Genomic DNA, 21,449 nt, shown 5'->3' on the forward strand with positions numbered 1-21,449 from the left:
GTCGGCGCGATCCAATCGGTGAGGGTGACGAGTCGGTGTCGGCCGTCGGCGCTGTCGAGGGTGAACGCCGGATAGCCGGGAATGGTGCCAGCGTGGCCGTACGCGGGGCCGCAGTCGGTGTCATGGACGTGGATGCCCAGGCCGTAACCGACGGCCGGGCGAGGGCCGTTGGGTACCGGGCGAGGCCGAGCGTCAGGCGTGCCAGGCCCCTTCGGCGTCCACGGGCCATGCGTGGTCGATGCCGTTCGACGACGCGCGCCGCGCCGAGTTCCCGGTCCGGCCGGCCTTCGCCGGGCAGGCCGCGCACGACGCGCGGCTGACGGCCGTACGGCGGGAGACCGCCGCCGCGATCCGCGAGCGGGTGGCCCAGGGCATTCGCAACGGAAAGGAGTGCGGCGAGGTGGACGCCTCCGTGGACGCCGACGAACAGGCCCTGTGTGTCGTCGCGTTCGCCGAGGGGCCGGCGATGCGCATGCACGCCGACCCCGACGGCACGCCGGGGGCGGCGGTCCCGGCCGCCCCGGACGACCACCTCGCCCGAGTCTTCACCGGGGCCTGCCGCCACGGGCGCCGCGCCCGACGAGTCCGGACGCGGCGCCCGGGACCGCGATTCTGCTATCAGGTGATAGCTTGAGTTCATGGCGAAGACTCAGGTGAACCTCCGGCTGGAGGAGACCGCGGCGGAGATGGCCCGGCAGGCGGCCGAGACCCGGCGCATGCCGGTGAACGAATACGTGGAGCAGTTGATCCGCACCGACAACGAACGCCTGCGCGAGGTCTTCCTCGCGGGCGCCCAGGAGGTCCTGGACGGCTACGGCGACCTGCTGGACGAGATCGAGTCGCGCGGGTGAGCGCGAGTGTCGACCTGGCGTGGATCCTGGAGGTCGCGCGCCGCGCGGGGTACGACGATCCCGCCCCGGACGACTACGGTGTCCCGATCGCGGCCGTGGAGCGGCATCGGGCGGTGATCGCCGGGCAGGACGTCTACCACGGCACCTACGCCAGGGCCGCGGCGCTCGCACACAGCCTGGGCCGCATGCGTTGGCTGGAGCGTTCCAACCTGCGGGTCGCCGTCGCGGTGGCCCACGGTTATCTCTCGGCCTGCGGCGTGCGGGTCAAGCTCACCCAGCACGGGGTCACCGCACTGGCCGAGGAGTTGACCCGCGCGTCCTCGACCGCGGCGAGCGTCGCCGCAGTGCTCAGGACCTGGGACACCCCCGACTGAACCCGCGCACCCGACGCGTACGTGCGGCGCTCTCGGCGGGAGGGGCGGGGAGCGAGGTGGACGGCCTCGTCGATCTCCCGCGCGATCCGTCCCGGGCTCCGCGCGAGGGACGTGTCCGGCGGCGCGAGGCCGTCACGGGCATGCCTTGGCGGGGGTTCCGACACGGTCAGGAGTACCAGGACGCTTCCGTCGGCCGTGACCGTCGGGGCACATCCCGGGCAGGCATGGGCCTGCGTTCGCCGTCCGCGAGCAGGAAGCTCACCGGGTCGCCACCGAAAGCGCCCGGGAGTGTCACTTCGACCTCGATGTCGCGAGGCGGGTCGGTGGGCAGGATCGCGGTCATCACCTGTGTTCGGGCGCGGTGGCCGCTGACGCGGGCAGCGGCGACCTCCTTCCCGTCCACGAGGAGTTCCAGTTCCCGCGTTCGGCCCGTCCGCAGGCCCACGGTGACCGAGCAGCCGGCGTGCTCGCAGTGAAAGTGATACTCGCGGCTCATGATCGCGCTCCTGGATCGCCGGGACGAAAAGGCCCCTCCACTCCATCGTGGCACCCAACGGGTAACCGGCCCGTGAGGAGCCCGGAGCCCATGGCCTCGTGCCTCCGAAGACGCTGCCGACGCGTTCCGACGGCAGGAAAGCGGCGGACGCGCAAATCCGCCGACCACCGCCCGGCCGGCTGCCGTGATCGGCCACCCATCGGGGGTTACGAAGGTGCTCCGGTGCCCGACGGCGAGTCACGTGCGAGCGGTACGCGTGATTGTCACGGGGAGTGCTCCGGATGATGTCCGCGCACGGCGCGCCAGCGTGACCGTATCTGCTCGACGAGGTCGTCCCACTGGTGCCGGACCTCGTCCTGGGACGGGCGTCGGCCCTGGCGAATGCGGACGAGTTCGTCTCGTACCTCCCGCCCCAGCGCCGCCGAGGCGACGAGGACGAGCATGATGCCGAAGAGGAGGGTGGCCATGCCGAAGACCGCACCGGCCGCACCGTGCCGGGAGGCGTAGGAATCGAACAGGCGCGGCAGGTAGACGGTGGCGCCCACCGAGTAGGCCGCGGTCAGGACGCCCGCGGAGAGGCCGAACGGAAGCAGGGTCGCCGGGGCGAGCCGCTTCGCGGAGATGATCCAGCCGCTCCAGACCAGGAACGCCGTGGTCAGCGGTACCTCGCACACGGCGGCCGCCAGTCCCAGGGGCGTCCCGCCCAGGACCACGTAGAGCCATCCGACGGCCGCGGTGTAGAAGCCGAGCACGCAGATCCACCACAAACCGTTGCGTGTGTTGCGAACACCGAGCGGCTTCAGATCCCAGGTCTGTTCGAACAACCGCTGCACGGTTCGGGAGAAGCTCAGTAGCGAGATCGCCAGGAACAACGTTCCGAAGACGCCGAGGCCGGTGGTCGTGGCGTCGGCGGTGAACACCGCCCGTACGGCGTCGGCGCCTCCGTCGGTCAGTCCGTAACGATTGATGACGCGATCTGCGGTCTCACTGCCGAAGACCGTGCCGCTCATCACTGTGAGCGGGAGCACGGCGGTCAGTGCGCCGGAGGCCAAAGCCATCGAGCGGTCGAAACCCGCGATCTTTTGGAACCGGTTGACGACACGCAACATGAACGCCGGACGCAACCAGAACGTCAGCGTCCTGATGAGCCGCTCGCGATTGTTCTCCGCCGTCCCGCCCTCCGGTAATCAAGGGGTGTATGTGGCGAAGCGAGCATAAAGGAGCTTTCCGCGCGAAACGGAGAGCGACACCGTGAACGACGTGTCGTCGTTCGCGGGCCCGCGGTGACCGGTGGTCGATCGCGGCGTCCGAGGGCTTGCACGTGGGCACCGCGTTCGCGCCGTCGGGCCTTCGACCTCTGAGCGCGACGCGAGCACTCGCGCTGACCGAGGTACCTCCGGACCCGGGGCGCTCGGTGCCAACGACGGTGCGCTCCTCGCCGATGACCGCGAGCCACCACGGAGGGGCGAACGGTTCGCCTCGGGCAAGGAGCGGCAGTGGGTCGGCAGTCGGCCGGTCGAACATGGGATCGAGGGAGTGCTTCCGTGAGCAACACCAGCTCCAGCTCCAAGACCAAGACCGGGCCCGCGTCGCATCCGTCGTCGTGGCCCTGGGGATCGCGGGCGTATCGGCGCTCGTGTCCGTCCCCACGTCGGCGGGCGCCGCCGGTACGCACGACACGTCGGCGGCCTCCAGGTCCGGTTACGTGCACGGCGGACACTCGGTGTGGGAACGGGTCGACCCCTTCTCCGGAAAGAAGCCGTGGACCACCATCGAGGGCGAGGCGATCACCGCGACCTGCAAGCGGTGGGGCGCGGACGGCAAGTGGTGGTACTGGGTCAGGTTCGACATCGACCAGGTGTCGGGACACGTCGCCGGCGACGCCACGAACATCAAGCACTCGTGGCTCGACAAGTGCTCGTGACCCCGGATCGCTCCACCCCATGGCGACACACGAATGGATCCGGCACCGCCGACTGAAACGTTGGCGTTGCGACCCGGACGAGTCGGGCTATCGGCGGATCGCGGTGTGGGAGGGCAGTTCGGCGAAACGGTCGCGATACTCGCCGGCGAAACGGCCGAGATGCGAGACGCCCCACCGGTAGGCGATCGTGCCGACGGGGTCGTCGGAGGCGAGGATGTCCTCCCGAATCCGGTCGAGCCGCAGGTTGCGGACGTAGGACATGGGCGAGAGGCCGAGCCGGTCGCGGAATGCGGAGCCGAGGGTCCGCGGGCTGCAGCCCGCGGCGTCGGCGATGTCGCCGAGACCGATGTGCTCGGCGAGGTTCGCCTCGATGAACGCGAGGGCTGCCCGCAAGGAGCGCGGGTAACCGGGTTGCGGACCGCCGTGCAACTCGCCGGTGTGCGAGTGCGGCTGGGCCAGGAGCAGGGCGGTGACCAGGCAACGCACCTGGCTGCGCCGGAGTTCCTCGCGCTGGAACAACGGGTCGCCCGAGTCCAACTGTTCGAGCAGGGAACCGACCAGCAGCCGCACCGCCCGGCCCTTGGCCTCGGCCAGGTCGAGAGCGAAGTCGAAGCGCACGGCGGACACCGGGGGATGTCCGGTCAGCGCGGCGAATTCCCGGTCGACCAGGGCGGCGGCGATCCGCAGGCCCAGGAACCGCGTCCTTTGGCTGCGCAGGGGGCGCAGTTCCTGGGTGTCCCCGGGGTTGGCGACTCCCGCTGTCGCCTCGTCGAGGGTGGCCCGCAGTCCGCCGCACGATGCCGAGATGGCGCCGGAGACACCGATGTTGACGAAGTAGGCGCGGTCACGGCCCTCGGTCGAGGCGACGCGCACGTCGAGTGGCGAGGCGAAGTAGCCCACCGCGAAGTCGGGTGCGGCGACGCCGCGCAGCTCGTGATCGCCGCCGCACGGCTCGTCCAGGGGCGACGTGGTGATCGAGCCGCCGAACAGGCGGGTGGCGGCGTTGAGCAGATCGGCGGGGTTTCGGGATCGGGTGATGAGGTGGTTGCGCAGCGGGGTCGGCACGATGTGGGGCCACCTCCCTGGGGTCATTGTCGACCACGGCGGTCGGCGGAGTCCATGACCCTGCCAGGCGGTGTGGTGCGGGAAGCTCACCGGGGAGCGCGGCCCAGGATGTTGTGGTGGTTTTCCGAACAGCGCACGCACGCCGGGTGCCGGGCCTTCGGTCCGCTTCGCCCGGCCGGGGCCGTTGTACGGGGTCGGCGCGGCGGGCCGCTGCCGCAGGCGCGGGACGACGGCCGGGTCCGCCCGCATTCCGGTGGCGTCGTCGAGGGCGAGGAGCCGGTCGCCGTCGTGTGTGTGGGCGATGTGCAGGACGTGCAGGGCCCGTGCTGCGCGGTCAGGGTCGTCCGGGTCGTCAGGGTCGTCCACCCGACGACCACACCCGCCGGCATGCGGAACGGAGCGCTCACGATGCGGAGTTGCCGACCTCCCCGGCCCGGTCTTACGCGTGCTGCTTCGCCGGGTGTCGCGGGGAGCGGTCGGCTCAGGAACGCGAACCGGTACGCCTGCCACCGGTTTTCCAGTGCCTCGTCGCGGGGTCGCCGCTCTCCTCGGCCGTGCGTGCCCGGGGCGCGAAGTCCTCCGTCCCGGCCGGCCGATGCCCGGCCCAGGACCGGGGGTCGATGCCCGGAAGCGTTTTGATGTGCCGCGTGGCGGCATCGTCCGGGTGTCGCGGCGGACATCCGTCTCTCCTCGTCCGTCGCGCGACCGGCGGGTCGTCGAAGACGCCCTTCGCGCCGACTGGTTACGCGGGCTCGGCCATGAGCCGGTGGCAGGAATCGACCAGCGGATACGCCTCGAAGTGGCGCTGCGCCTGCTCCAGGCCGACGATCGCCACCGAGGTCTCCACGAGCGTTCGGCAACGCCGCGTACGCCGGCCGACGAACGCCCGGATCCCCGCACCCACGGATGCGTGCCGCCCGAGTTCCCGGGCCAGCAGGAGGCCGTCCTCGACGGCCAGGGCGGCGCCGCCGGCCACCTGCGGTGCGGGCGCGTGCGCGGCGTCACCGATGACCACGCTGTCGCCCCGGCTCCAGGCGCCCGCCAGGAGCGCCGTCAGCACCGGGCGACGCACCACCGATTCCGACCCGGACACCATGGACCGGATCTCCCGCACCCGACCGGGGAAGGTCTCCAGCAGCTCCTGTAGGCGCGGGGCGAGCCGGGTGTCGGGCAGGACGCTCCGTTCCACCCCGTTCTCGGTCAGGAACACATACGCCCGCGTGTCCGAGAGGGGCACGAGGCCGGCCGTGTCGGTCTTCCCGGCGAACTGATGGATCCCGGTGGCCCAGGACGGACGGGGCACCAGAGCGCGCCAGACCATCTGCCCGTGAAAGTCGAGTGAGGTCCGGAGCCCCAACAGGTCGCGTGTCGTCGAACGGATCCCGTCCGCGCCCACCAGCAGCGCGACCTCGCGGAGCGTCCCGTCCGACAACCGCGCCCGGACCGGCCCGCCCTCCTGCTCCACCGCGGCAACGGTCACTCCGTGGCGTATCTCCACGCCGCACCGCTCGGCTTCCGCGCGCAGGATCCGGTGCAGTACGGGGCGCGCGATACCGACCATCGCCGGCCGCCGCGCACCGATGAGTCGCGGCAACCGGATCTCGCCCGCCCGCTCCCCGTTCACGTCCACGTGCGTGATCGTGTCCACGCCGAAGCCCTCGGCCAGACACGCGTCCGCCAGACCCGCCTCGTCCAGCGCGCGCAGCGAAGGACCGGTCAGGCACAACCCCCATCCGGACGTCGCCTCCGGCGGGCCGATCTCGACGATCTCGACCTGCCATCCGTCGCGTGCCAGCGCGGTGGCCGCGGTCAGACCGGCCACTCCCGCCCCCACGACCACGGCCGTGCGCGCACCGCGATAGCCGTTCATATACGCCTCCAGAGCGCCGATTTCCTCGGAACCCTAGGACGCGTCGGCGCTCGCCCTTATCCGAATCGGGCGACGGCCATCCACTCCCGGCAAACAATCGTTCGAGCGGCCGACCGGCCGCCCTCGCCTGGTGGAACAGCCACGGTCGCCCCGAACGCATCCGCTTCGGCCTCACCGCCACCGCGCACGGCCGGATCGTGTGGCTGGACGACGCCACGAACACTCTCCTCCGACGCACGTCGACGCGTGCCTCGTGAACCCCCGGTACCGGACCCGAGGCGGAGCCGACCACTTCCCGGAGTGGCTCTCCCGGGCCGGGCAGGGGCGTGGTTGCCGGGGCCTGGGGAGGCCCGGCCCGTGAAGTCCCCACCGCCCAGGAGGACTTCGGTGTGGCCGTCGGCGACGGTGAAGGGCACGGTGAAATCGGTTCGGCGCGCAGTCGCGCCGGGCGTCGCGACTGGTGACGAGATTCAAGGGGCCGAAAGTGTTCAGCTGCCCGGCTGGTCGGCCGGCGCCTTGCGAGGACCGAACCAGGCTGCCTGCGACCGGGATTAGGATTGCGAGGGTGACGGCAGGAATCAGTGACATCGAGAAGGCGGCCGGGGTGCTGCGCGGTGGCGGGTTGGTGGCCATCCCGACCGAAACCGTCTACGGTCTGGGCGCCGACGCCGAGGACCCCGCCGCCATCGCGCGCATCTTCCGGGTCAAGGGACGTCCGCCCTCCCACCCGCTGATCGTCCACATCGGCGGCGCCGAGCAGCTGGACGAGTGGGTCGAGGACGTGCCCCGGGCGGCGCGCCTGCTGGCCGAACACTTCTGGCCGGGGCCGCTCACGCTGGTGTTGCGGCGCGGTCCCCGGGTGCCCCTCGAAGCGACCGGTGGGCTGGAAACGGTGGCCGTGCGCGTGCCCGACCACCCCGTCGCGCTCGCGCTGCTGTCGGCCTTCGGCGGCGGCGTCACGGCCCCGTCCGCCAACCGCTTCGGCGCGGTCAGCCCCACGACGGCGGACCACGTGCGTGCCGAGCTTGGTGACGCCGTGGACTTCGTGCTGGACGGCGGTCCCTGCGAGGTCGGCGTCGAGTCGACCATCGTCGACGTCACGGGCGATGCCCCGAGCATCCTTCGGCCGGGCGGGGTGACGCGAGAGGACCTGGAGGCGGTGCTGGGGTGCCCGCTCGCGGTTCCCTCGACGAGCCGGGTCCGGGTGCCGGGTCGACATCCGTCGCACTACGCGCCGCGTGCGCGGGTCGTCCTCGTCGAGCCGGAGAAGGTGGTCTCCGAGGCGGAGCCGGCGCAGGAGCTCGGGCACCGGGTGGGAGTCCTGCTTCCCGCCGCCTTCGCCGGCGCCGAGGTGAAGGCGCACGCCGTGGTGACGGTCCCCGATTCGATGGCCGCCTACGCGCGCGGGTTGTACGGGTTCCTGCGCGAGCTCGACCGCCAGGGATGCGACCTCATCGTGGCGTCCTTGCCGGTTGAGGAGGGGCTGGGACTGGCGATCGCCAACCGGCTCCGGCGCGCCGCGGGGCCCCGGCCCACCGCCTGACCGGCACCGACGTTGTGCCGATACCTTCCCCGGATGCGGATGCGGATGCGGGTGCCGGGGCGGTTGGTGACGGATTTGGCCGAGCTGCTGCCGATCGGCAGGCCGGGTACGGCTCGTGCCGCCCGTCGTCGGTGACGACCGTTCCCCGTCCCGGCACACCTCACGGTCCGCCCCCGCGCCGGGTCGGCGCGGGGGCGGCGCTGGGCGCGTGGTCGACTCCGGGAGCCATCGGGCGGTGCCCTTCCGGGAGTGATCAAGCGGTGAATTCGGTGGGTTCCGGGTCACCACGCATACGGGGCTCCTGCGACCGGGGCACATCACGCCGGGAAGGCGACGGCCGGGGCGGTCACGACGTGGCGGGGACCTGCGCGTCGAGGCCGTGGGAGGCAACGAGCTGTGCGCTGCCGTCGTCCAGCCGGTAGGACAGCCCCACCACGCCGAGACTGCCTGCGGCCACGCGCTCGGCCAGGGCCCGGGAGCGTTCCAGGAGCAGGTCCACGGTGTTCTCGATGTGCTCGGCAAGGATCTCTTCGGGCTGATCGCGTCCGGCGGCGCGGGCTGCCAGCACGCTCGGGGTCACCCGTTCGACAACGTCACGGACGAAGCCGCCGGGTACCTTGCCGCCGTCGGCAGCGTCGCGGGCGGCCGCGATGGCCCCGCACGAGTCGTGGCCGAGCACGACGACGAGCGGCGCGTCGAGCACACTCACGCCGTACTCGATGGAACCGAGGACTTCCGTACCGGCGACATGCCCCGCGGTGCGCACCACGAACAGGTCGCCCAGGCCGCGGTCGAAGATGATTTCGGCGGCCAGCCGGGAGTCGGAGCATCCGAACAGCACGGCGAAGGGCTGCTGGGACGGTGCGATCTCGGTGCGGCGGGTGGCGTCCTGGTTCGGGTGCTCGGGGGTGCCCGAGACGAAGCGCTGATTACCGGCCATGAGCAACTCGAAGGCGTCCCGGGGCGTCGGGATCCGGATCTCGGTCATGGCGGCAGCCTATGGCCGGCCATCAGCCGTCGCACCGCCGGTCCGTACCCGTCGCCGAGCCCGAGCATCGTCTGGTCGCCGCGGTTGGTGCCGGGTGTCGGGTGCCGTGGCGCCGGCGGGCGCGCGTCCGAGCCCGAGTTCGTCCCGATGTCGGTGGCCATCCCGATCGTCCATACCCCACCCCCGCTCGTGCCGGTCCCGAGGCAGCCACCGAACCGGCATCCCGGCCTGGCGGCCGTTCACGCGGCACGACCGGCCATGATCCGAGCGCCCCGATCCCCTCCACCACGCCCTCGTCTTCGGCATCGACGAGAGACCGCGATCCGCTACGCGGCCACGGCAGGTGGCCTCCTGGAAACCGGTGCCGAATCGCAGGCGGTCGTGCAAGCATCCACGGATGATCAACGTCGAGGACCTGATCGGCCGCCGGCTCCTGCGGGTCACCACGTCCTGGCACCACTACCCGGACACCGAACCGTCCCTCCTGCACATGTGGTTGCACCTGGACGATCTCGGCCCCGTTCGCTTCCACACCCTGGGCGACGACCTGGACCTGCGGGTCGACGAACCCCACAACCCCTACGACCTGGACGACTACGGCCACGTCACGGTGGAGGACGATCCTCCGGACTTCCCCGTGAGCCCGTTCGTGGGTCGGCGCATCGTCTCCGTCCGGGCGATTCGGTATCGGGACGCGGACATCGACCATGTCACCGGCGTCACCCTGCAATTCGAGAGCGGCGACATCCGCGTCCTTGCCGTCGCGGACGAACTCGTTCTCGCCCACGAGCGACACCTCGGCACCATCGAGTCCCATCTCCACGAGGAGCAGGCCATCGCTCCCTCGGACGTCGAGCCCTGAGTACGGATCCTCTGCCGATACGGTGCGTGTCGTATCACCCGCTGTTCACGTTGCCGCGGGGGTCATACGGGCGCACCGAGGGGATCAGTATGGCGACGATCACGGTGGACGTGGCGGTTCCCGACGCGCTGCGGCCGGTCGTGGATGTGGCGGCGTTGCCGGCGGCCGTCGGTGACGCGGGGCCGGCGTGGCTGGTGCTGTCCGAGGACGGACGGCTGGCGCGGTGGACGCCGACGACCGGCGAGGTGCAGGACGTGGCCCGGTATCGGGAGGAGAGGCCGGCGTCCGAATACGGTGGCGGCGTTCGACTGCGGTTGCACGTGTCCCGATGCGGCCGTTGGGCGGCGGTGGTTCAAGACCGCGGTCGGTACGGCACCGTCGTCGATCTCACCACCGGTTCACCGGCGTTGAGGTTGGACGGCGGGGATTACTGCTGTGAAACCGTCCCGTTCGCGTTGGCGTTCGCCGAACACGGTGGCCGGCCGGTTGTCGTCCATCGCACCGACTGGAACCGGTTGGATGTCACCGATCTCGGGTCCGGCGAGGTGCTTACGGCGCGGGACAGCCTGGATGGAGACGAGGAGGATGCGGAGTACGACCTCGATTACTTCCACGGCGCGCTGTCGCCGAGTCCTGACGGGACCCGTGTCTACGACGGCGGTTGGGTGTGGCAGCCGTGGGGGATGCCGGCGGTGTGGAGCCTGACCGCCTGGCTGCACGACAACCCGTACGAGTCCGAGGACGGGCCCAGCCGTGCGGTGTATCCCGAGGTCTCGGAGTGGAACCGGCCGGTGGTGTGGATCGACGACGGGCGGATCGCGGTGTACGACGGGGACGATGCCGGCAACGGTACGGTCCACATCCTCGACCCCATCTCGATCGAACCGCGCTCGCCGGGCGTCCGATGGATCAAGGCGGTCGCGAAGTTTCCCTGGCCGGTCGGCGATCTCGGCTTTTTCACCGACGGAGAGCATCTGCTGATCGCCGACGAGGCGGGTCTGCAGGGCGTCGACATCACCAGCGGACAGCAGGTGTTCGCGATCGACGGGTTCCGCCCGGCGCGTCAGGATCGACATACCGGAACGCTGATCGAGGTCGGCAGCGCCACTGCCCGGTTGTGGACGCCGCCGGAGTGGACCGCGCGCGCCGGCTGAGCTGCCATTTCCCGCCGGGGGCCGAGCGGGAGAACATCCGCGATGTCCACACCGGAAGGGCCCGACACCGCCTCTCGCAAGGGCAAGGGGCGCGACCCCCTCGGTAGTCGGCATCCACCGGGCACCGGCCGAGCACGCCAAATTCGAGGCGTACCTCGAAGCCACCGAGAAGGTCCCCGCCGACTGCGCCGTCCTCGAAACCGGCGAAGTCCCGTCTCCCGCCAGCTACTTGGCACTTTGCCGTAGCTCCGGGAGAACAGGCAATCGAGGATGCCGCCGTGGCTTCGCGAGACGAGGCGCCAGCCGAGTTGCCGAGTTGCCGACCACTCCGCCGAACTCCCGCCCGCTGCACGTTGCCATGCGCCAATGGGAGATCGACTTCAACGCCGTGTTGGAGAGGTTCTCCACGCCTGGCGCGGACCAGACGGTGTCCCTTCCCAAGGTGGCCGGCCTGTCCTTCACCGGGACGCGTCACCGCGTTCCCGAACCGGCCGTGCCCCCTGTAGCCCACACCGTCGGGCCGATCGATCACTGGATGCCCGGGGGACGCGCGCATCCTCGCACCCGCCGCTCGACCGACACCGCGCAGCCGCACCCCGACAAATCCGCCCGGCGGCCGTCGAACTCCCGCGTCGCCGTGTCGGCTGTGCCCGCGAGGTCGCGTCGGGTGTGGTGTCCGGGATGGAGCGGGGTGAGTTGGTCGACCCCGTCGCTCCCGCCCCGCGGTTCGGCGTTCATCACCCGCAGCGCCTGCTCGGGCGGGACACCCCGCGCCGGCGAACGGCTCGCGAGGCGCGCGCTCGGTCGGGCCGACTTCGGCCTTCCACGACTTCGGAGCCTCTACTCCACCCGGTCGATCCGCACTCGGAGTGTCCCTCCCCGGAAGGCGACGCGGGGCCGTCTCCACCCGCTGCCGTCCGTCGATCGCAACCTTTTTGACTGATGATCGCCGGCGGGTGTTGTGGTCGGCTTGAGGTCGAACGAGACACGAAGGAGGTTGTGATGACGAAGGGTTCCACCCTCATCCGGAACGGCCGGGTCGTCACCATGGACGACAGCCTCGGTACGCTGGAGGGAGCCGACATCCTCATCGAGGACGGCGTGATTACGGCGATCGGCTCCGGCCTCGAGGCGGACGACGCCGAGGTGATCGACGCGACCGGCAAGATTGTCGCCCCCGGTTTCATCGACACCCACCGTCACACGTGGCAGGCCCAGATGCGCGGCATCTGTGGGGACTGGACCCTGGGTGACTACATCTCCGGTATTCGATTCACGATTTCTCCCGCGTACACACCCGATGACGTGTACCTGGGCAACCATGCGGGCGCGCTCGAGGCGTTGGATGCCGGCGTCACGACGCTGCTCGACTTCTCGCACTGCAACAACACGCCCGACCACAGCGACGCCGCCATCCGCGGACTCCGCGACTCCGGCATCAGGGGCGTGTTCGGCTACGGGTTCTTCGATTCCAGCCCACAGACGCCTCAGCACTTCACCTCTCACCGAGAGCGAGTCGCCGACTTCCATCGCATCGCCGACACCCTCGGCGGCGACGACCTGATCCGCGTGGGCGCCGCACTCGCCGAGATGGCACCGTTGGAGACGACGCGGGATGAAATCGAAGCCGCTCGTGCACGAAATTCCCTGATCGTGACCCATACCGGGTGTATCTGGGCCTTTCCCACCGGCGTGGCCGAACTCGAGAACGCCGGTCTCATCGACGGGAATCAGGTGCACGTGCACTGCAACACACTGTCCGACGACGATTGGGCCGCACTCGCGCGCCACGACGCGAAGATCTCCATCTCGCCCGAAACGGAACTCAACATGGGGATGGGACTCCCCGTGTTCGAGCAGGCGAAGCGGTACGGGCTGAAGCCGACGTTGTCGGCGGATGTCGTCTCCTTCAACTCCGGTGACCTGTTCCATCAGTTGCGCCTGGGCGTCGCCGCCGCGCGCTGGTCCGGCACGAAGGCGCTCAACGCTGCGGGCATCGACCCGGATCGGCTCACCGTCACCGCCCACGAGGCGCTGACCTGGGTCACGGTGAACGCGGCCGAAGCCATGGGCCTGAGCGACCTGGTCGGCAGTATCGCCGTCGGGAAACGCGCCGACCTCATGCTGGTGGGGGGTTCCGGGCGCTCGCAGCATCCCGCGTCGCACCCGGAATCGACGCTCGTGTTCCAGACGTCGGCCGGCGACGTCGAGACCGTGATGGTCGATGGAAACGTGGTGAAACGGGACGGCCGGCTGGTCGGGATCGATCGCGCATCCCTCGACGAGCGGCTGGAGCGTTCCGCCGCGGAAATCCTCGGTCGCGTCTCCGGAAGTGGACGCCGGCTGCCGGGAACACCGCCCGGCGGATTGTTCCGAGCGGTCCTCGCCGGTTCCATCGACAACGAAGAGGGGTCCGCACATGTCGCTCGGTGAACTTCACGAGGTCGCCCATGAGGTGTGGGCCTGGATCCAGCCGGACGGCACATGGTGGCTCAACAACGCCGGCCTGGTCGCGACGTCGACCGGCGACGTCCTGATCGACACGTGCGCCAACGAGGAACGCACCAGCGCGATGCTCGAGGCCATGGCCGAGGTCAGGCCGAATTCGCGCCTGCGATGGGCCGTGAACACCCACGCACACGGTGACCACACGTTCGGCAACAGCCTGCTGCCTCACGATGTCGCGCTGATAGGTCACGAGAACATGCGACGCGACCTCGAGCGAGACATCCTCCTCGACAACTGTCCGCCGTTCTGGACGCCTACGCCGGACTGGGGAAACGTCACGAAGCGACTGCCCAATCTCGTCGTGCACGGGCGCCTGGACATCGTCGGCGACGATTCCGGGGTCGAGGTGCACTCGCCCGGGTATCCGGCGCACACCACGGGCGACCTGGTGACCTGGGTGCCCCGGCGCTCGGTCCTTTTCGCCGGCGACCTGATCTTCGCCGGCCTGACCCCGCTCCTCCTCATGGGGTCCGTCTCCGGTGCCCGGCGCGCCCTGGAGTGGATCGAAGGATTCGGCGCCGAGGTCGTCGTCCCCGGACATGGGCCGATACTCACGGGTGACGAGATCGCGGCGCACATCGACGCCCATCGCCGGTACTACGACTTCGTCGACGCATCCGGTCGGGCGGCCTCGAAGGCCGGCGCCACGCCACTGGAGGCCGCCGAATCGCTGGACCTCGGCGAATTCGCACATTGGCCGGATTCCGAACGCATCGTCCTCAACCTGCACCGATGGTGTGCGGACGCCGAGGGTCGTGAGGTCGACTACGGCAAGGCATTCGACGATGCCATCGCCTACAACGACGGTCCGATGCACACGTCGGTCATGGAGCGACAGCAATGAGGTTCGTCACGATCGAACACGAGAGCGTCGAACGTGTGGGGGTTCTCGACGGCGAGACCGTTCGGCTACTGGAAGCGGGCGTTTCGCTCCTGGGCTTCCTGGGCGGCGACGGTTCTCGGCTGGGGGAGGCCGGCGAGCGCGCGATACGCGACCCCGACCTCGTGCTTCCCGTCGCCGATGCGCACCTGCGGGCACCGATGCCCCAACCCCCCAGCGTGCGCGACTACATGACGTTCGAGCGACACTTCGAGGGTGTCGCTCGTGCGGCGGGACCGAACGCCACGCCGCCTCCCTTCTGGTACGCGGCGCCCTCGTTCTATTTCACCAACCCGAACTCGGTTCACGGCCCGTACGACGACGTGGCCGTCCCACCCGGATGCACGGCGTTCGACCTGGAACTCGAAGTCGCCGTCGTGCTCGGTGCGGGAGGCCGTGATCTCACGCCCGCCGAAGCAGAACGGCGCATCGCCGGATTCATGCTCATGAACGACTGGTCCGCCCGCGATCTGCAGGTCGCCGAGTTCGCGCTGCCGCTGGGCCCCAGCAAGGGCAAGGACAGCGCGATCAGCCTCGGCCCGTGGTTCGTCACACCCGACGAACTCGCGCCGATGCGCCGTGGTGACTCCTACGACATCGCGCTCACCGCCCGTATCAACGGTGAGGTCATCGGGTCGGACACGGTGAGCAGCATGTCCTTCAGCTTCGGCCAGATGATCGCGTACGCGTCCCGCGGCGCGGATCTCCGGGCAGGCGAGGTCTTCGCGTCGGGCACGTGTGGCGGCGGTTGCCTGGCCGAACTGTGGGGCAGGCACGGACCGGACAGCAGGGATCCGCTTGTCCCCGGGGACGTGGTCTCGATCGAGGCCGAGGGATTGGGGCAGCAGACCTCGCGTGTCGTCGCCGGCGCCCCCGGCATCGACTTCGAAGCCTTCGGCGCCGGCCGTGGATGAGGGGTGCGCGGGACAGGACGGCGGCACTCGCCGGTGAGGTGCGCGCCCGCCGTGGGACGGTGGTGACCAGGCCGGACCGCCCGGCCGGTACAGCGGGGAACCGGCCTGTGGGATCGGCCCCTTGACGGCACTTCGGGGACTACCGCGCGGGACTCGGGTTCTGCGGGGGTGTCCGCGAGGTGCCGGCCACCGCCGGGTTCAATCGCGACTCGCGGCTGCGATTCGCGCGGCTCGTGCGGCCTTTCGGATGGAGACGACCGGTGGGCGTTCGTCGCCCGTCCGAGTTGCGAGCACGATGGCGACGGTGCCCGCAGTCGGAATGACCGCAACCCCGGGGTGGGCATAGAACGTTCGCGCGAGGATGCTGTGGAACGCCAGTCGGCCGGTGGTCGCGACCGCCATCGGTACGGATGCGGGATTCGCGATCCGCGGCGCGGCGAGAATACGTTCGCCGAACGAGCCGGCCAAGGTCTCGTCGTCGCCCATCCCGTCCAGCCGCAACAGGTCGTGTTCGGCGGCCTCGGCTTGGGACAGATAGTCGCGGTGGGCGAGTCGCGAGCCGGCCGGCACCAGCACGGCGAGCGGGGACTCGAAAAGCAGGTCGTAGGTGACACCGCGCACGGGTTTCAGCGCACCGGTGATCGCGGCATCGACGACGCCGTCCTGAAGCATGGAGTGCTGGGTGGTGAAATCCAGTTCACTGTATTCGATGGCCAACTCGGGGTGGTCGGCCGTGAATTGGGATCGCATCGACTCCCAGAGTCCGGCGGCACCGAATCCGAGCACCCCGAGTCGGAACACCGGGTGCCCCGATGCACGCGCGGCACGAGCGGAAAGGTCGTCGACCGAGGCGAGCAGGCGTCGGGCATCGGCGATCAGGAGCGCGCCCGCAGGGGTCAGCGCGACACGTCGGCTGGTGCGCTCGAAGACACGCACCCCTATTTCCTCCTCGAGATGCCGAATACGTTTGCCGAATGGTTGCTCCGAGATGAAGTGGCGGCGCGCGGCCCGGCCGAAATGCAATTCCTCCGCGAGTGTCACCGCGTACCGCAGAGAACGGAGATCCAAGTCGCGTCTCCTCGATGGTCCCTACCGCCGGATCGACCGGTCGGCGCATTTCGTCACGGTAGGCGCGAGGAGAAACGCGGTCAAGTGACCCGACTGTCGGCACACCGCGCAACCCGATCCACGTCCCCGCGACCCCACGTCCCCGATGCCCCTGCCCTACGGACCGTCCGCGCGTACGCCGATCTCGAACCAGGTCGTCTTGCCCCGCCCCGCGGGTGAGCTGCCCCAGGCCGTGGCGAGGGCGTCGACGATCAGCAGGCCCCGTCCCGACTCGGCCTCCACGTTGAGTGCGTCGTCGCGCAGCAGCGTGGTCGGTACGGGGGGATACGGATCACTGTCGCGTACCTCCACCCGGATCCGGTGTGGATAGGCACGCAGTCTCAAATCCACCTCGCTGTGGGCGTGGATGAGCGCGTTGGTCACGACCTCGGAGACCAGTACCTCCAGATCGTCGAGCATGGGCAGCAGCGACCACTGCCGCAGCGCGTCCCGCAGGAAGTGGCGGGCCTGGGCGACCCCGAGCAGGTCGTGCCGTTGCACCGACATGCGCGCGACGCGCGCCGTCTCGTGCGGCTGGGCGCCTTCGAAGCGCATCAGTACGAGGGCCGCGTCATCGCCGCCGGCCTCCCGTGCGGAGCCGGCGTGGACCATGGCGTCGGCCAGTACTTCGAGGTCTTCGCTTCCCTTGTCGGCGAGAAGACCGGTCAGTTGCCCGATCGCGTCGTCGAATCCCAGTCGACGTTCGTTCAGCAGGCCGTCGGTGAACAGTGCCACCACCGATCCCGGACGCAACTCGATCGCCGTGTCCCGGTAGACGGCCCGTGTGTCGACCCCCAGCGGCGGCCCGACCGCGAGTTGCGGCTGCGCCACGTCGGGGCCGTCACCGACCAGGGGACCCGGGTGCCCCGCGCTCGCGATGGTGGCGGCGCCGGTCGCCACGTCGACCCACATGCAGCAGCACGTCGCGAACAGGTCGGTGTCCAGGCCCGACAGAACGCGGTTGCTCCGCTCCAGCACGACGGCGGGCTCGTGTCCCTCCGCGGCGTACGCCCGTACGATGCTGCGTAGTTGGCCCATCACCGCTGCGGCGGCCAGGTTGTGGCCCTCCACATCGCCGATCACGAGCCCGATGCTTCCGTCGGGCAGGTTGAGCACGTCGTACCAGTCGCCGCCCACCGCCACGCCGTCGGTGGCGGAGAAGTACCGGGCGGTGGTGACCGCTTCGGGTATGTGCGGCGGACTCCCGGGCAGCAGGGTGTGCTGGATCCTGCGGGTGAGGGCGTGCTCGACCTCCTGCGACCGGGCGCGGCCCAGGGACTGGGCCACCTGTTCCAGCAGGAGGCTCAACAGCGTTGTCTCCGTGGCGGACAACGGCTGCCGGGAGCCGGCGAACTCGACGGTGCAGCAACCCATCGCCCGGCCGCCGTACAGCAGGGGGAAGTAACCGCGCGCTCCCCGGTCGGGATCCACGGTGACGCCCGGATAGGCGCGTTCCACCTCTTCCGCCGAGCCGAAGAGCCTGACCCTGGCCGTGGTGACCGTGTCGGTCTCCGGAGTGCGCCGGGACATCGGCGTTCCTTCGATGTCGCGGACCACCTCACGGGGCAGATCGACGGCCCCCGCCACGTGCAGCCGCTCCCCCTCGACGACGGACAGTGCCGATGCCTTGCCGCCGAATGCCTGGACGACCCTGGTCTGGGCGAGGGCGAGGATCTCGGAGACCTGCGCCGCACCGGCCAGTTCCCTGGCAAGTCGCTGGACCAGGTACAGGTGGCTGCTGCGGGCCGCCGCCGCTGCCACGGCCTCCAGCAGCCTCCGTTCGAGGTCCGGGTCGCCTGCGGCGGGCTTCGGTCCCTCGGGGATGAACACCGGGACGAGGGGAGCCGTGACGGCCTCTTCCCCTCCGGTCGACTCCTCGAGGTCGCAGGCCAGTCGGTCGGCGACCGCCTGCATGTACGCCCGCTCCTCGGTCGTGACCGACCTCGGCGGGACCAGACGTATGCCGATGGTCCCGAACCGGTTCCGTGAGGTTCGTATCGGCGCGGAGGCGATCGCCATGGAGAAGGCGATGTTGGCCGTGTACGGGCGCGGTGAGCGACGTGCCCCCTCCCATATGCCGGCCTCGTCGAAGGCCACCAGTTCCCCCGTCCGATACGATCGCGTCGTCGGCCACGACAGGTCGTCGACGTCGAAACCGGGCGGAATTCCGAAGCCCAGGGGAGAGTCCACGATCATGGACGCGGCCAGTGTCCGACGGTCTTCCGTCGGAAGATAGGCGGCACAGGTACTCGCTCCCAGCCGGTGATACACGTCCAGCAACGCGGACGCGAGCACCCGGCCCTGGCGCGTCGACGGCTCGATGACGCTGTGGGACGGCTGGGTGAACGGTTTCCGGTCCATGAGATCTTCCGTCGTTTGGGTAAAATAAATTCGCTCCTATTTCCTTCGTGGATTTCATTTCCCATATCGATTCCATTATAGACAAGCAAGATCAGGGCGCCGCAAGTATTGTCGGAGCCGCCGAGGCGGACTGTGTCGAACTCACCGAACCTCGGGATTGCGCGGGGACGGCGGGGTGCGCGGTTCGTGTGCGGCGTTGGCGACGAACAGCCGCCGGCTGTCGAAGGATTACTCCGGGCGATCCGGCTTTCCGTCGAACGTGTCGGCGAGTTCCTTGAGTTCGTCGTCCGGCCCGGGCAGTGCGATCGGCTCGTGCGGGTTGTGCTCGGACGAACGGCGGGCCGTCGCGGTGATCCTGAGGACCCGGCGCGGTACGCGGCCGGACATCCACCGACCGGCCGGGATCGAGGTCGCGGCCAGGAGCAGCGGTGTCGCGACGAGCACGGTCGGCAGGTGGGTCATCGTCACGTTCCGGCCGGTGTCGACGGCCCGCCGGATCGAGTCGGCGGGGATCACGGTGAGCCGGCCCGCGGCACCGGGCAGCGGCAGGACGGGTCGGGACCGGCCGGTGAGGTGCTCGGTCCGGTCGTGGGCGTCCGAGGTATCCGCCGCGAACGTCCCGGCCGTCGCCGTCGGCAGTTGTTGCGACAGCCGTTGGTCGACGAACCAGTACACGATGCCCGACAGCACCGTGCCGGCCACGAGCGACATGCCGCCGTACATCAGCGCGAGTCGTGCTCGGGCCGACGCGCGGCGAAACCGTCCCCGGGAGGGCGGCCCAACGTCAGCCACCGAGTGGTTCGTCCGGGAATCGCTCCGGGTGCTTTCAACAAATAGGCGCGGTCTGCTCATATTCGGTCCGGGGAAGGGTGGGGAAGGCGTGGGGACGCGAAACGCGCATGGCTCGGACGGGTGGACTTCGCACCGACCCCACCCGTTGTACGCGGCCCGGTGTTACCTCCGGATAACCGGTTCGGGTGACGGCCTGGTAACCCCCGGGCGCGTAGACCTGTCGTCGCACCCCTCGCCGTCACGGCGGGGGGGTGACCACACGACCGACGGTACGACGACTGGGAGCGGCAGTGATGACGAGGTTCGGGCACGCGAAATCGGGACGGCCCCTGGCGCTGCGGTTGGCGATTGGGCTGGTCCTGGCGAGTGGCCTCGCCTTGACCACGGTCGGTTGCGGCGACGGCGGCTCGGAAGGGGTCGAGAAGGTGGCCTCTGGCGGCGGCAGCGGCGCGAAGGCCGAGGGCAGTGGCGGCGGTTCCGGCTCGGGCAAGGGCGACGACGCCCAACGCCGGGACCAGATGGTCAAGTTCGCGAGCTGCATGCGGGAGCACGGCGTCGACATGCCCGACCCGGAGCCCGGCGAGGGCGGCGCGATGCGGATCGGGGCGATGCCCGCGGACGAGGGGTCGTCCAAGACGGAGGACGCGATGAAGGCGTGCGAGAAGTTCCAGCCGAAGAGCGACTTCGATCCGAACGACCCCAAGTTCAAGGAGTGGCAGGCCAAGCACACGAGTTGCCTGCGCGAGAACGGCGTGAACGTGGGCGACCCGGGTGCGGACGGCGCGATGGTCACCCTCGACGCGGGCGACGAAAAGGTGAAGAGCGCGATGGAGTTGTGCAACAAGAAGGTCCCGCCGCTGACGAAGAAGAAGTAGGGGCGGCCTCGTGGTTTCGATCGACATTCCGCAACACGAATACGACAGTGAACCCGCGCCGGCCCCGGCCGAACCGGACCCCACGGCGCGCCCGCGCGGGCATCGGCGTCGCCGGCGGCGGGCGCTTGCCGCCGTTCTGGTCCTGGCCTCGGCGGGCGGCGCGGCGGCGGTACTGCTGTCCGACGGCGGGGACGGTTCCGGAGGCTCCGAGAATCGCACGAAGCTGGACGCGGTACCGGTGACCCGCGCCGATCTGGTCGACCGGCAGAACGTGGACGGCAAGCTCGGCTACGCGGGCACGTACTCCGTGAACGCCTCGGCACCCGGGCCGGACAAGGAAACACCGCCGCCCGGCGGTAACGGCGGTAACGGCGGAAACAGCGCGAACAAACCGCAGACCGGCGGAAGCCCGGGGGCCTCGCCGGGTCCGGGCGGTGGCCCGCAAGGGTCGGGTTCGGGGGGCGGGTCCGGTCAAGGCGGCGGTCAGGGTGGTACGCCGCCGGACAGCGGCAACAACACGGGCCCCGGCACCATTACCTGGCTTCCGGGCGTGGGCGACACTCTCGTGCGTGGCGACCGTGTGTACGGTCGGGACGGGACGAAGGTGCCGTTGTTCTATGGCGAGACGCCGTTTTGGCGGGCGTTGTCGGTGGGTGTCGACAAGGGTGTGGACGTCCGGGAGTTGGAGCAGAACCTCCAGGCCCTGGGCTATGGCGGGTTCACCGTGGACGAGAGGTTCACGGAGGCGACGGCCGCGGCGTTGAAGAAGTGGCAGAAGGACATGGGTCGCAAGCAGACGGGCCGGTTCGATCCCGGGGACGCGGTCGTACTGCCCGACTCGGTCCGGGTCGGTGAGGTCAATGCCACGCTGGGCGGGAGTTCGCA

20 protein-coding genes are annotated in these 21,449 nt (G+C 70.1%); 12 read left to right on the forward strand and 8 right to left on the reverse strand.

Going from position 1 to position 21,449, the window contains the following annotated elements; translation table 11 throughout:
* Positions 1 to 238: 238 nt before the first annotated feature.
* From EMA17_RS42105 to EMA17_RS42115, 3 genes are read left to right on the forward strand one after another with little or no spacing between them, the layout of a single operon-like run.
* Positions 239 to 634 carry a TetR family transcriptional regulator C-terminal domain-containing protein gene (locus EMA17_RS42105; protein WP_126642520.1) on the forward strand — a complete coding sequence of 132 codons (396 nt, stop codon included), beginning with the start codon at positions 239 to 241 and terminating at the stop codon, positions 632 to 634.
* Positions 635 to 638: 4 nt separating this feature from the next.
* Positions 639 to 851 carry a hypothetical protein gene (locus tag EMA17_RS42110; protein WP_126642521.1) on the forward strand — a complete coding sequence of 71 codons (213 nt, stop codon included), beginning with the start codon at positions 639 to 641 and terminating at the stop codon, positions 849 to 851.
* On the forward strand, positions 848 to 1,225 hold the full coding sequence (locus EMA17_RS42115) for a fic family toxin-antitoxin system, toxin component (RefSeq protein WP_126642522.1): 378 nt from the start codon (positions 848 to 850) through the stop codon (positions 1,223 to 1,225). Before EMA17_RS42110 ends, EMA17_RS42115 begins: the two co-directional genes overlap by 4 nt.
* A gap of 166 nt (positions 1,226 to 1,391) precedes the next feature.
* Here the strand turns inward: EMA17_RS42115 and EMA17_RS42120 are convergent, their stop codons facing one another.
* Both EMA17_RS42120 and EMA17_RS42125 read right to left on the reverse strand, forming a co-directional pair.
* Positions 1,392 to 1,721, reverse strand: coding sequence for a hypothetical protein (locus EMA17_RS42120; protein ID WP_126642523.1), 330 nt, complete (start codon positions 1,719 to 1,721; stop codon positions 1,392 to 1,394).
* A 263-nt stretch (positions 1,722 to 1,984) separates the two neighbouring features.
* Positions 1,985 to 2,845 carry a hypothetical protein gene (locus EMA17_RS42125; RefSeq protein ID WP_246127246.1) on the reverse strand — a complete coding sequence of 287 codons (861 nt, stop codon included), beginning with the start codon at positions 2,843 to 2,845 and terminating at the stop codon, positions 1,985 to 1,987.
* Between the two features lie 479 nt (positions 2,846 to 3,324).
* Between EMA17_RS42125 and EMA17_RS42130 the strand changes: the two genes are divergently transcribed.
* Positions 3,325 to 3,645: a hypothetical protein gene (locus tag EMA17_RS42130; protein ID WP_126642525.1), complete on the forward strand. Its 321-nt coding sequence runs from the start codon at positions 3,325 to 3,327 to the stop codon at positions 3,643 to 3,645.
* An 87-nt stretch (positions 3,646 to 3,732) separates the two neighbouring features.
* Here EMA17_RS42130 and EMA17_RS42135 read toward each other — a convergent pair whose 3' ends face one another.
* Positions 3,733 to 5,076 carry a helix-turn-helix transcriptional regulator gene (locus EMA17_RS42135; RefSeq protein ID WP_246127247.1) on the reverse strand — a complete coding sequence of 448 codons (1,344 nt, stop codon included), beginning with the start codon at positions 5,074 to 5,076 and terminating at the stop codon, positions 3,733 to 3,735.
* A gap of 376 nt (positions 5,077 to 5,452) precedes the next feature.
* Positions 5,453 to 6,580 carry an FAD-dependent monooxygenase gene (locus EMA17_RS42140; RefSeq protein ID WP_246127248.1) on the reverse strand — a complete coding sequence of 376 codons (1,128 nt, stop codon included), beginning with the start codon at positions 6,578 to 6,580 and terminating at the stop codon, positions 5,453 to 5,455.
* Positions 6,581 to 7,145: 565 nt separating this feature from the next.
* On the opposite strand from EMA17_RS42140, the gene EMA17_RS42145 reads away from it, so the two are divergent.
* Positions 7,146 to 8,123 (forward strand): L-threonylcarbamoyladenylate synthase, encoded by a 978-nt coding sequence (locus EMA17_RS42145; RefSeq protein ID WP_126642526.1) that lies wholly within the window; start codon positions 7,146 to 7,148, stop codon positions 8,121 to 8,123.
* Positions 8,124 to 8,469: 346 nt separating this feature from the next.
* Here the strand turns inward: EMA17_RS42145 and EMA17_RS42150 are convergent, their stop codons facing one another.
* On the reverse strand, positions 8,470 to 9,111 hold the full coding sequence (locus EMA17_RS42150) for a carbonic anhydrase (protein ID WP_126642527.1): 642 nt from the start codon (positions 9,109 to 9,111) through the stop codon (positions 8,470 to 8,472).
* A gap of 397 nt (positions 9,112 to 9,508) precedes the next feature.
* Here EMA17_RS42150 and EMA17_RS42155 point away from each other — a divergent pair, with 397 nt between their 5' ends.
* The 5 genes from EMA17_RS42155 (at position 9,509) to EMA17_RS42175 (ending at position 15,429) form a co-directional block, all read left to right on the forward strand.
* Complete coding sequence (locus tag EMA17_RS42155; protein ID WP_126642528.1) at positions 9,509 to 9,973, forward strand: hypothetical protein; 465 nt, start codon at positions 9,509 to 9,511, stop codon at positions 9,971 to 9,973.
* A gap of 89 nt (positions 9,974 to 10,062) precedes the next feature.
* Positions 10,063 to 11,127 (forward strand): hypothetical protein, encoded by a 1,065-nt coding sequence (locus tag EMA17_RS42160; protein ID WP_126642529.1) that lies wholly within the window; start codon positions 10,063 to 10,065, stop codon positions 11,125 to 11,127.
* A gap of 1,002 nt (positions 11,128 to 12,129) precedes the next feature.
* Complete coding sequence (locus EMA17_RS42165) at positions 12,130 to 13,560, forward strand: amidohydrolase family protein (protein WP_160161759.1); 1,431 nt, start codon at positions 12,130 to 12,132, stop codon at positions 13,558 to 13,560.
* On the forward strand, positions 13,547 to 14,479 hold the full coding sequence (locus tag EMA17_RS42170) for an MBL fold metallo-hydrolase (protein ID WP_126642531.1): 933 nt from the start codon (positions 13,547 to 13,549) through the stop codon (positions 14,477 to 14,479). Before EMA17_RS42165 ends, EMA17_RS42170 begins: the two co-directional genes overlap by 14 nt.
* Complete coding sequence (locus EMA17_RS42175; RefSeq protein ID WP_126642532.1) at positions 14,476 to 15,429, forward strand: fumarylacetoacetate hydrolase family protein; 954 nt, start codon at positions 14,476 to 14,478, stop codon at positions 15,427 to 15,429. The genes EMA17_RS42170 and EMA17_RS42175 overlap by 4 nt, the downstream gene beginning before the upstream one ends.
* Positions 15,430 to 15,627: 198 nt before the next feature.
* Here EMA17_RS42175 and EMA17_RS42180 read toward each other — a convergent pair whose 3' ends face one another.
* The 3 genes from EMA17_RS42180 to EMA17_RS42190 all read right to left on the reverse strand — a co-directional run bounded on the left by EMA17_RS42180 (position 15,628) and on the right by EMA17_RS42190 (position 19,689).
* Complete coding sequence (locus tag EMA17_RS42180; RefSeq protein ID WP_126642533.1) at positions 15,628 to 16,497, reverse strand: LysR family transcriptional regulator; 870 nt, start codon at positions 16,495 to 16,497, stop codon at positions 15,628 to 15,630.
* 156 nt (positions 16,498 to 16,653) lie between these two features.
* A complete protein-coding gene (locus EMA17_RS42185; RefSeq protein ID WP_126642534.1) occupies positions 16,654 to 18,897 on the reverse strand; it encodes an ATP-binding SpoIIE family protein phosphatase in 2,244 nt (747 codons plus the stop codon).
* 228 nt (positions 18,898 to 19,125) lie between these two features.
* Positions 19,126 to 19,689 carry a hypothetical protein gene (locus EMA17_RS42190; protein WP_126642535.1) on the reverse strand — a complete coding sequence of 188 codons (564 nt, stop codon included), beginning with the start codon at positions 19,687 to 19,689 and terminating at the stop codon, positions 19,126 to 19,128.
* Between the two features lie 425 nt (positions 19,690 to 20,114).
* On the opposite strand from EMA17_RS42190, the gene EMA17_RS42195 reads away from it, so the two are divergent.
* Together EMA17_RS42195 and EMA17_RS42200 are read left to right on the forward strand one after the other, a co-directional pair.
* A complete protein-coding gene (locus EMA17_RS42195; RefSeq protein ID WP_126642536.1) occupies positions 20,115 to 20,564 on the forward strand; it encodes a hypothetical protein in 450 nt (149 codons plus the stop codon).
* A 10-nt stretch (positions 20,565 to 20,574) separates the two neighbouring features.
* The coding region (locus EMA17_RS42200) for a peptidoglycan-binding domain-containing protein (protein ID WP_218043241.1) at positions 20,575 to 21,449 on the forward strand (875 nt) is incomplete at its 3' end.

It is taken from the genome of Embleya hyalina (genome assembly GCF_003967355.1).
GTDB classification, from domain to species: domain Bacteria; phylum Actinomycetota; class Actinomycetes; order Streptomycetales; family Streptomycetaceae; genus Embleya; species Embleya hyalina.

What these genes read in the sequence shown, in the direction of transcription:
- EMA17_RS42165 (WP_160161759.1), top strand. Translation starts at nt 12,130, where the DNA reads ATGACGAAGGGTTCCACCCTCATCCGGAACGGCCGGGTCGTCACCATG.
- EMA17_RS42175 (WP_126642532.1), top strand. Translation starts at nt 14,476, where the DNA reads ATGAGGTTCGTCACGATCGAACACGAGAGCGTCGAACGTGTGGGGGTT.
- EMA17_RS42155 (WP_126642528.1), top strand. Translation starts at nt 9,509, where the DNA reads ATGATCAACGTCGAGGACCTGATCGGCCGCCGGCTCCTGCGGGTCACC.
- EMA17_RS42120 (WP_126642523.1), bottom strand. Translation starts at nt 1,721, where the DNA reads ATGAGCCGCGAGTATCACTTTCACTGCGAGCACGCCGGCTGCTCGGTC.
- EMA17_RS42150 (WP_126642527.1), bottom strand. Translation starts at nt 9,111, where the DNA reads ATGACCGAGATCCGGATCCCGACGCCCCGGGACGCCTTCGAGTTGCTC.
- EMA17_RS42160 (WP_126642529.1), top strand. Translation starts at nt 10,063, where the DNA reads ATGGCGACGATCACGGTGGACGTGGCGGTTCCCGACGCGCTGCGGCCG.
- EMA17_RS42185 (WP_126642534.1), bottom strand. Translation starts at nt 18,897, where the DNA reads ATGGACCGGAAACCGTTCACCCAGCCGTCCCACAGCGTCATCGAGCCG.
- EMA17_RS42140 (WP_246127248.1), bottom strand. Translation starts at nt 6,580, where the DNA reads ATGAACGGCTATCGCGGTGCGCGCACGGCCGTGGTCGTGGGGGCGGGA.
- EMA17_RS42110 (WP_126642521.1), top strand. Translation starts at nt 639, where the DNA reads ATGGCGAAGACTCAGGTGAACCTCCGGCTGGAGGAGACCGCGGCGGAG.
- EMA17_RS42170 (WP_126642531.1), top strand. Translation starts at nt 13,547, where the DNA reads ATGTCGCTCGGTGAACTTCACGAGGTCGCCCATGAGGTGTGGGCCTGG.
- EMA17_RS42105 (WP_126642520.1), top strand. Translation starts at nt 239, where the DNA reads ATGCCGTTCGACGACGCGCGCCGCGCCGAGTTCCCGGTCCGGCCGGCC.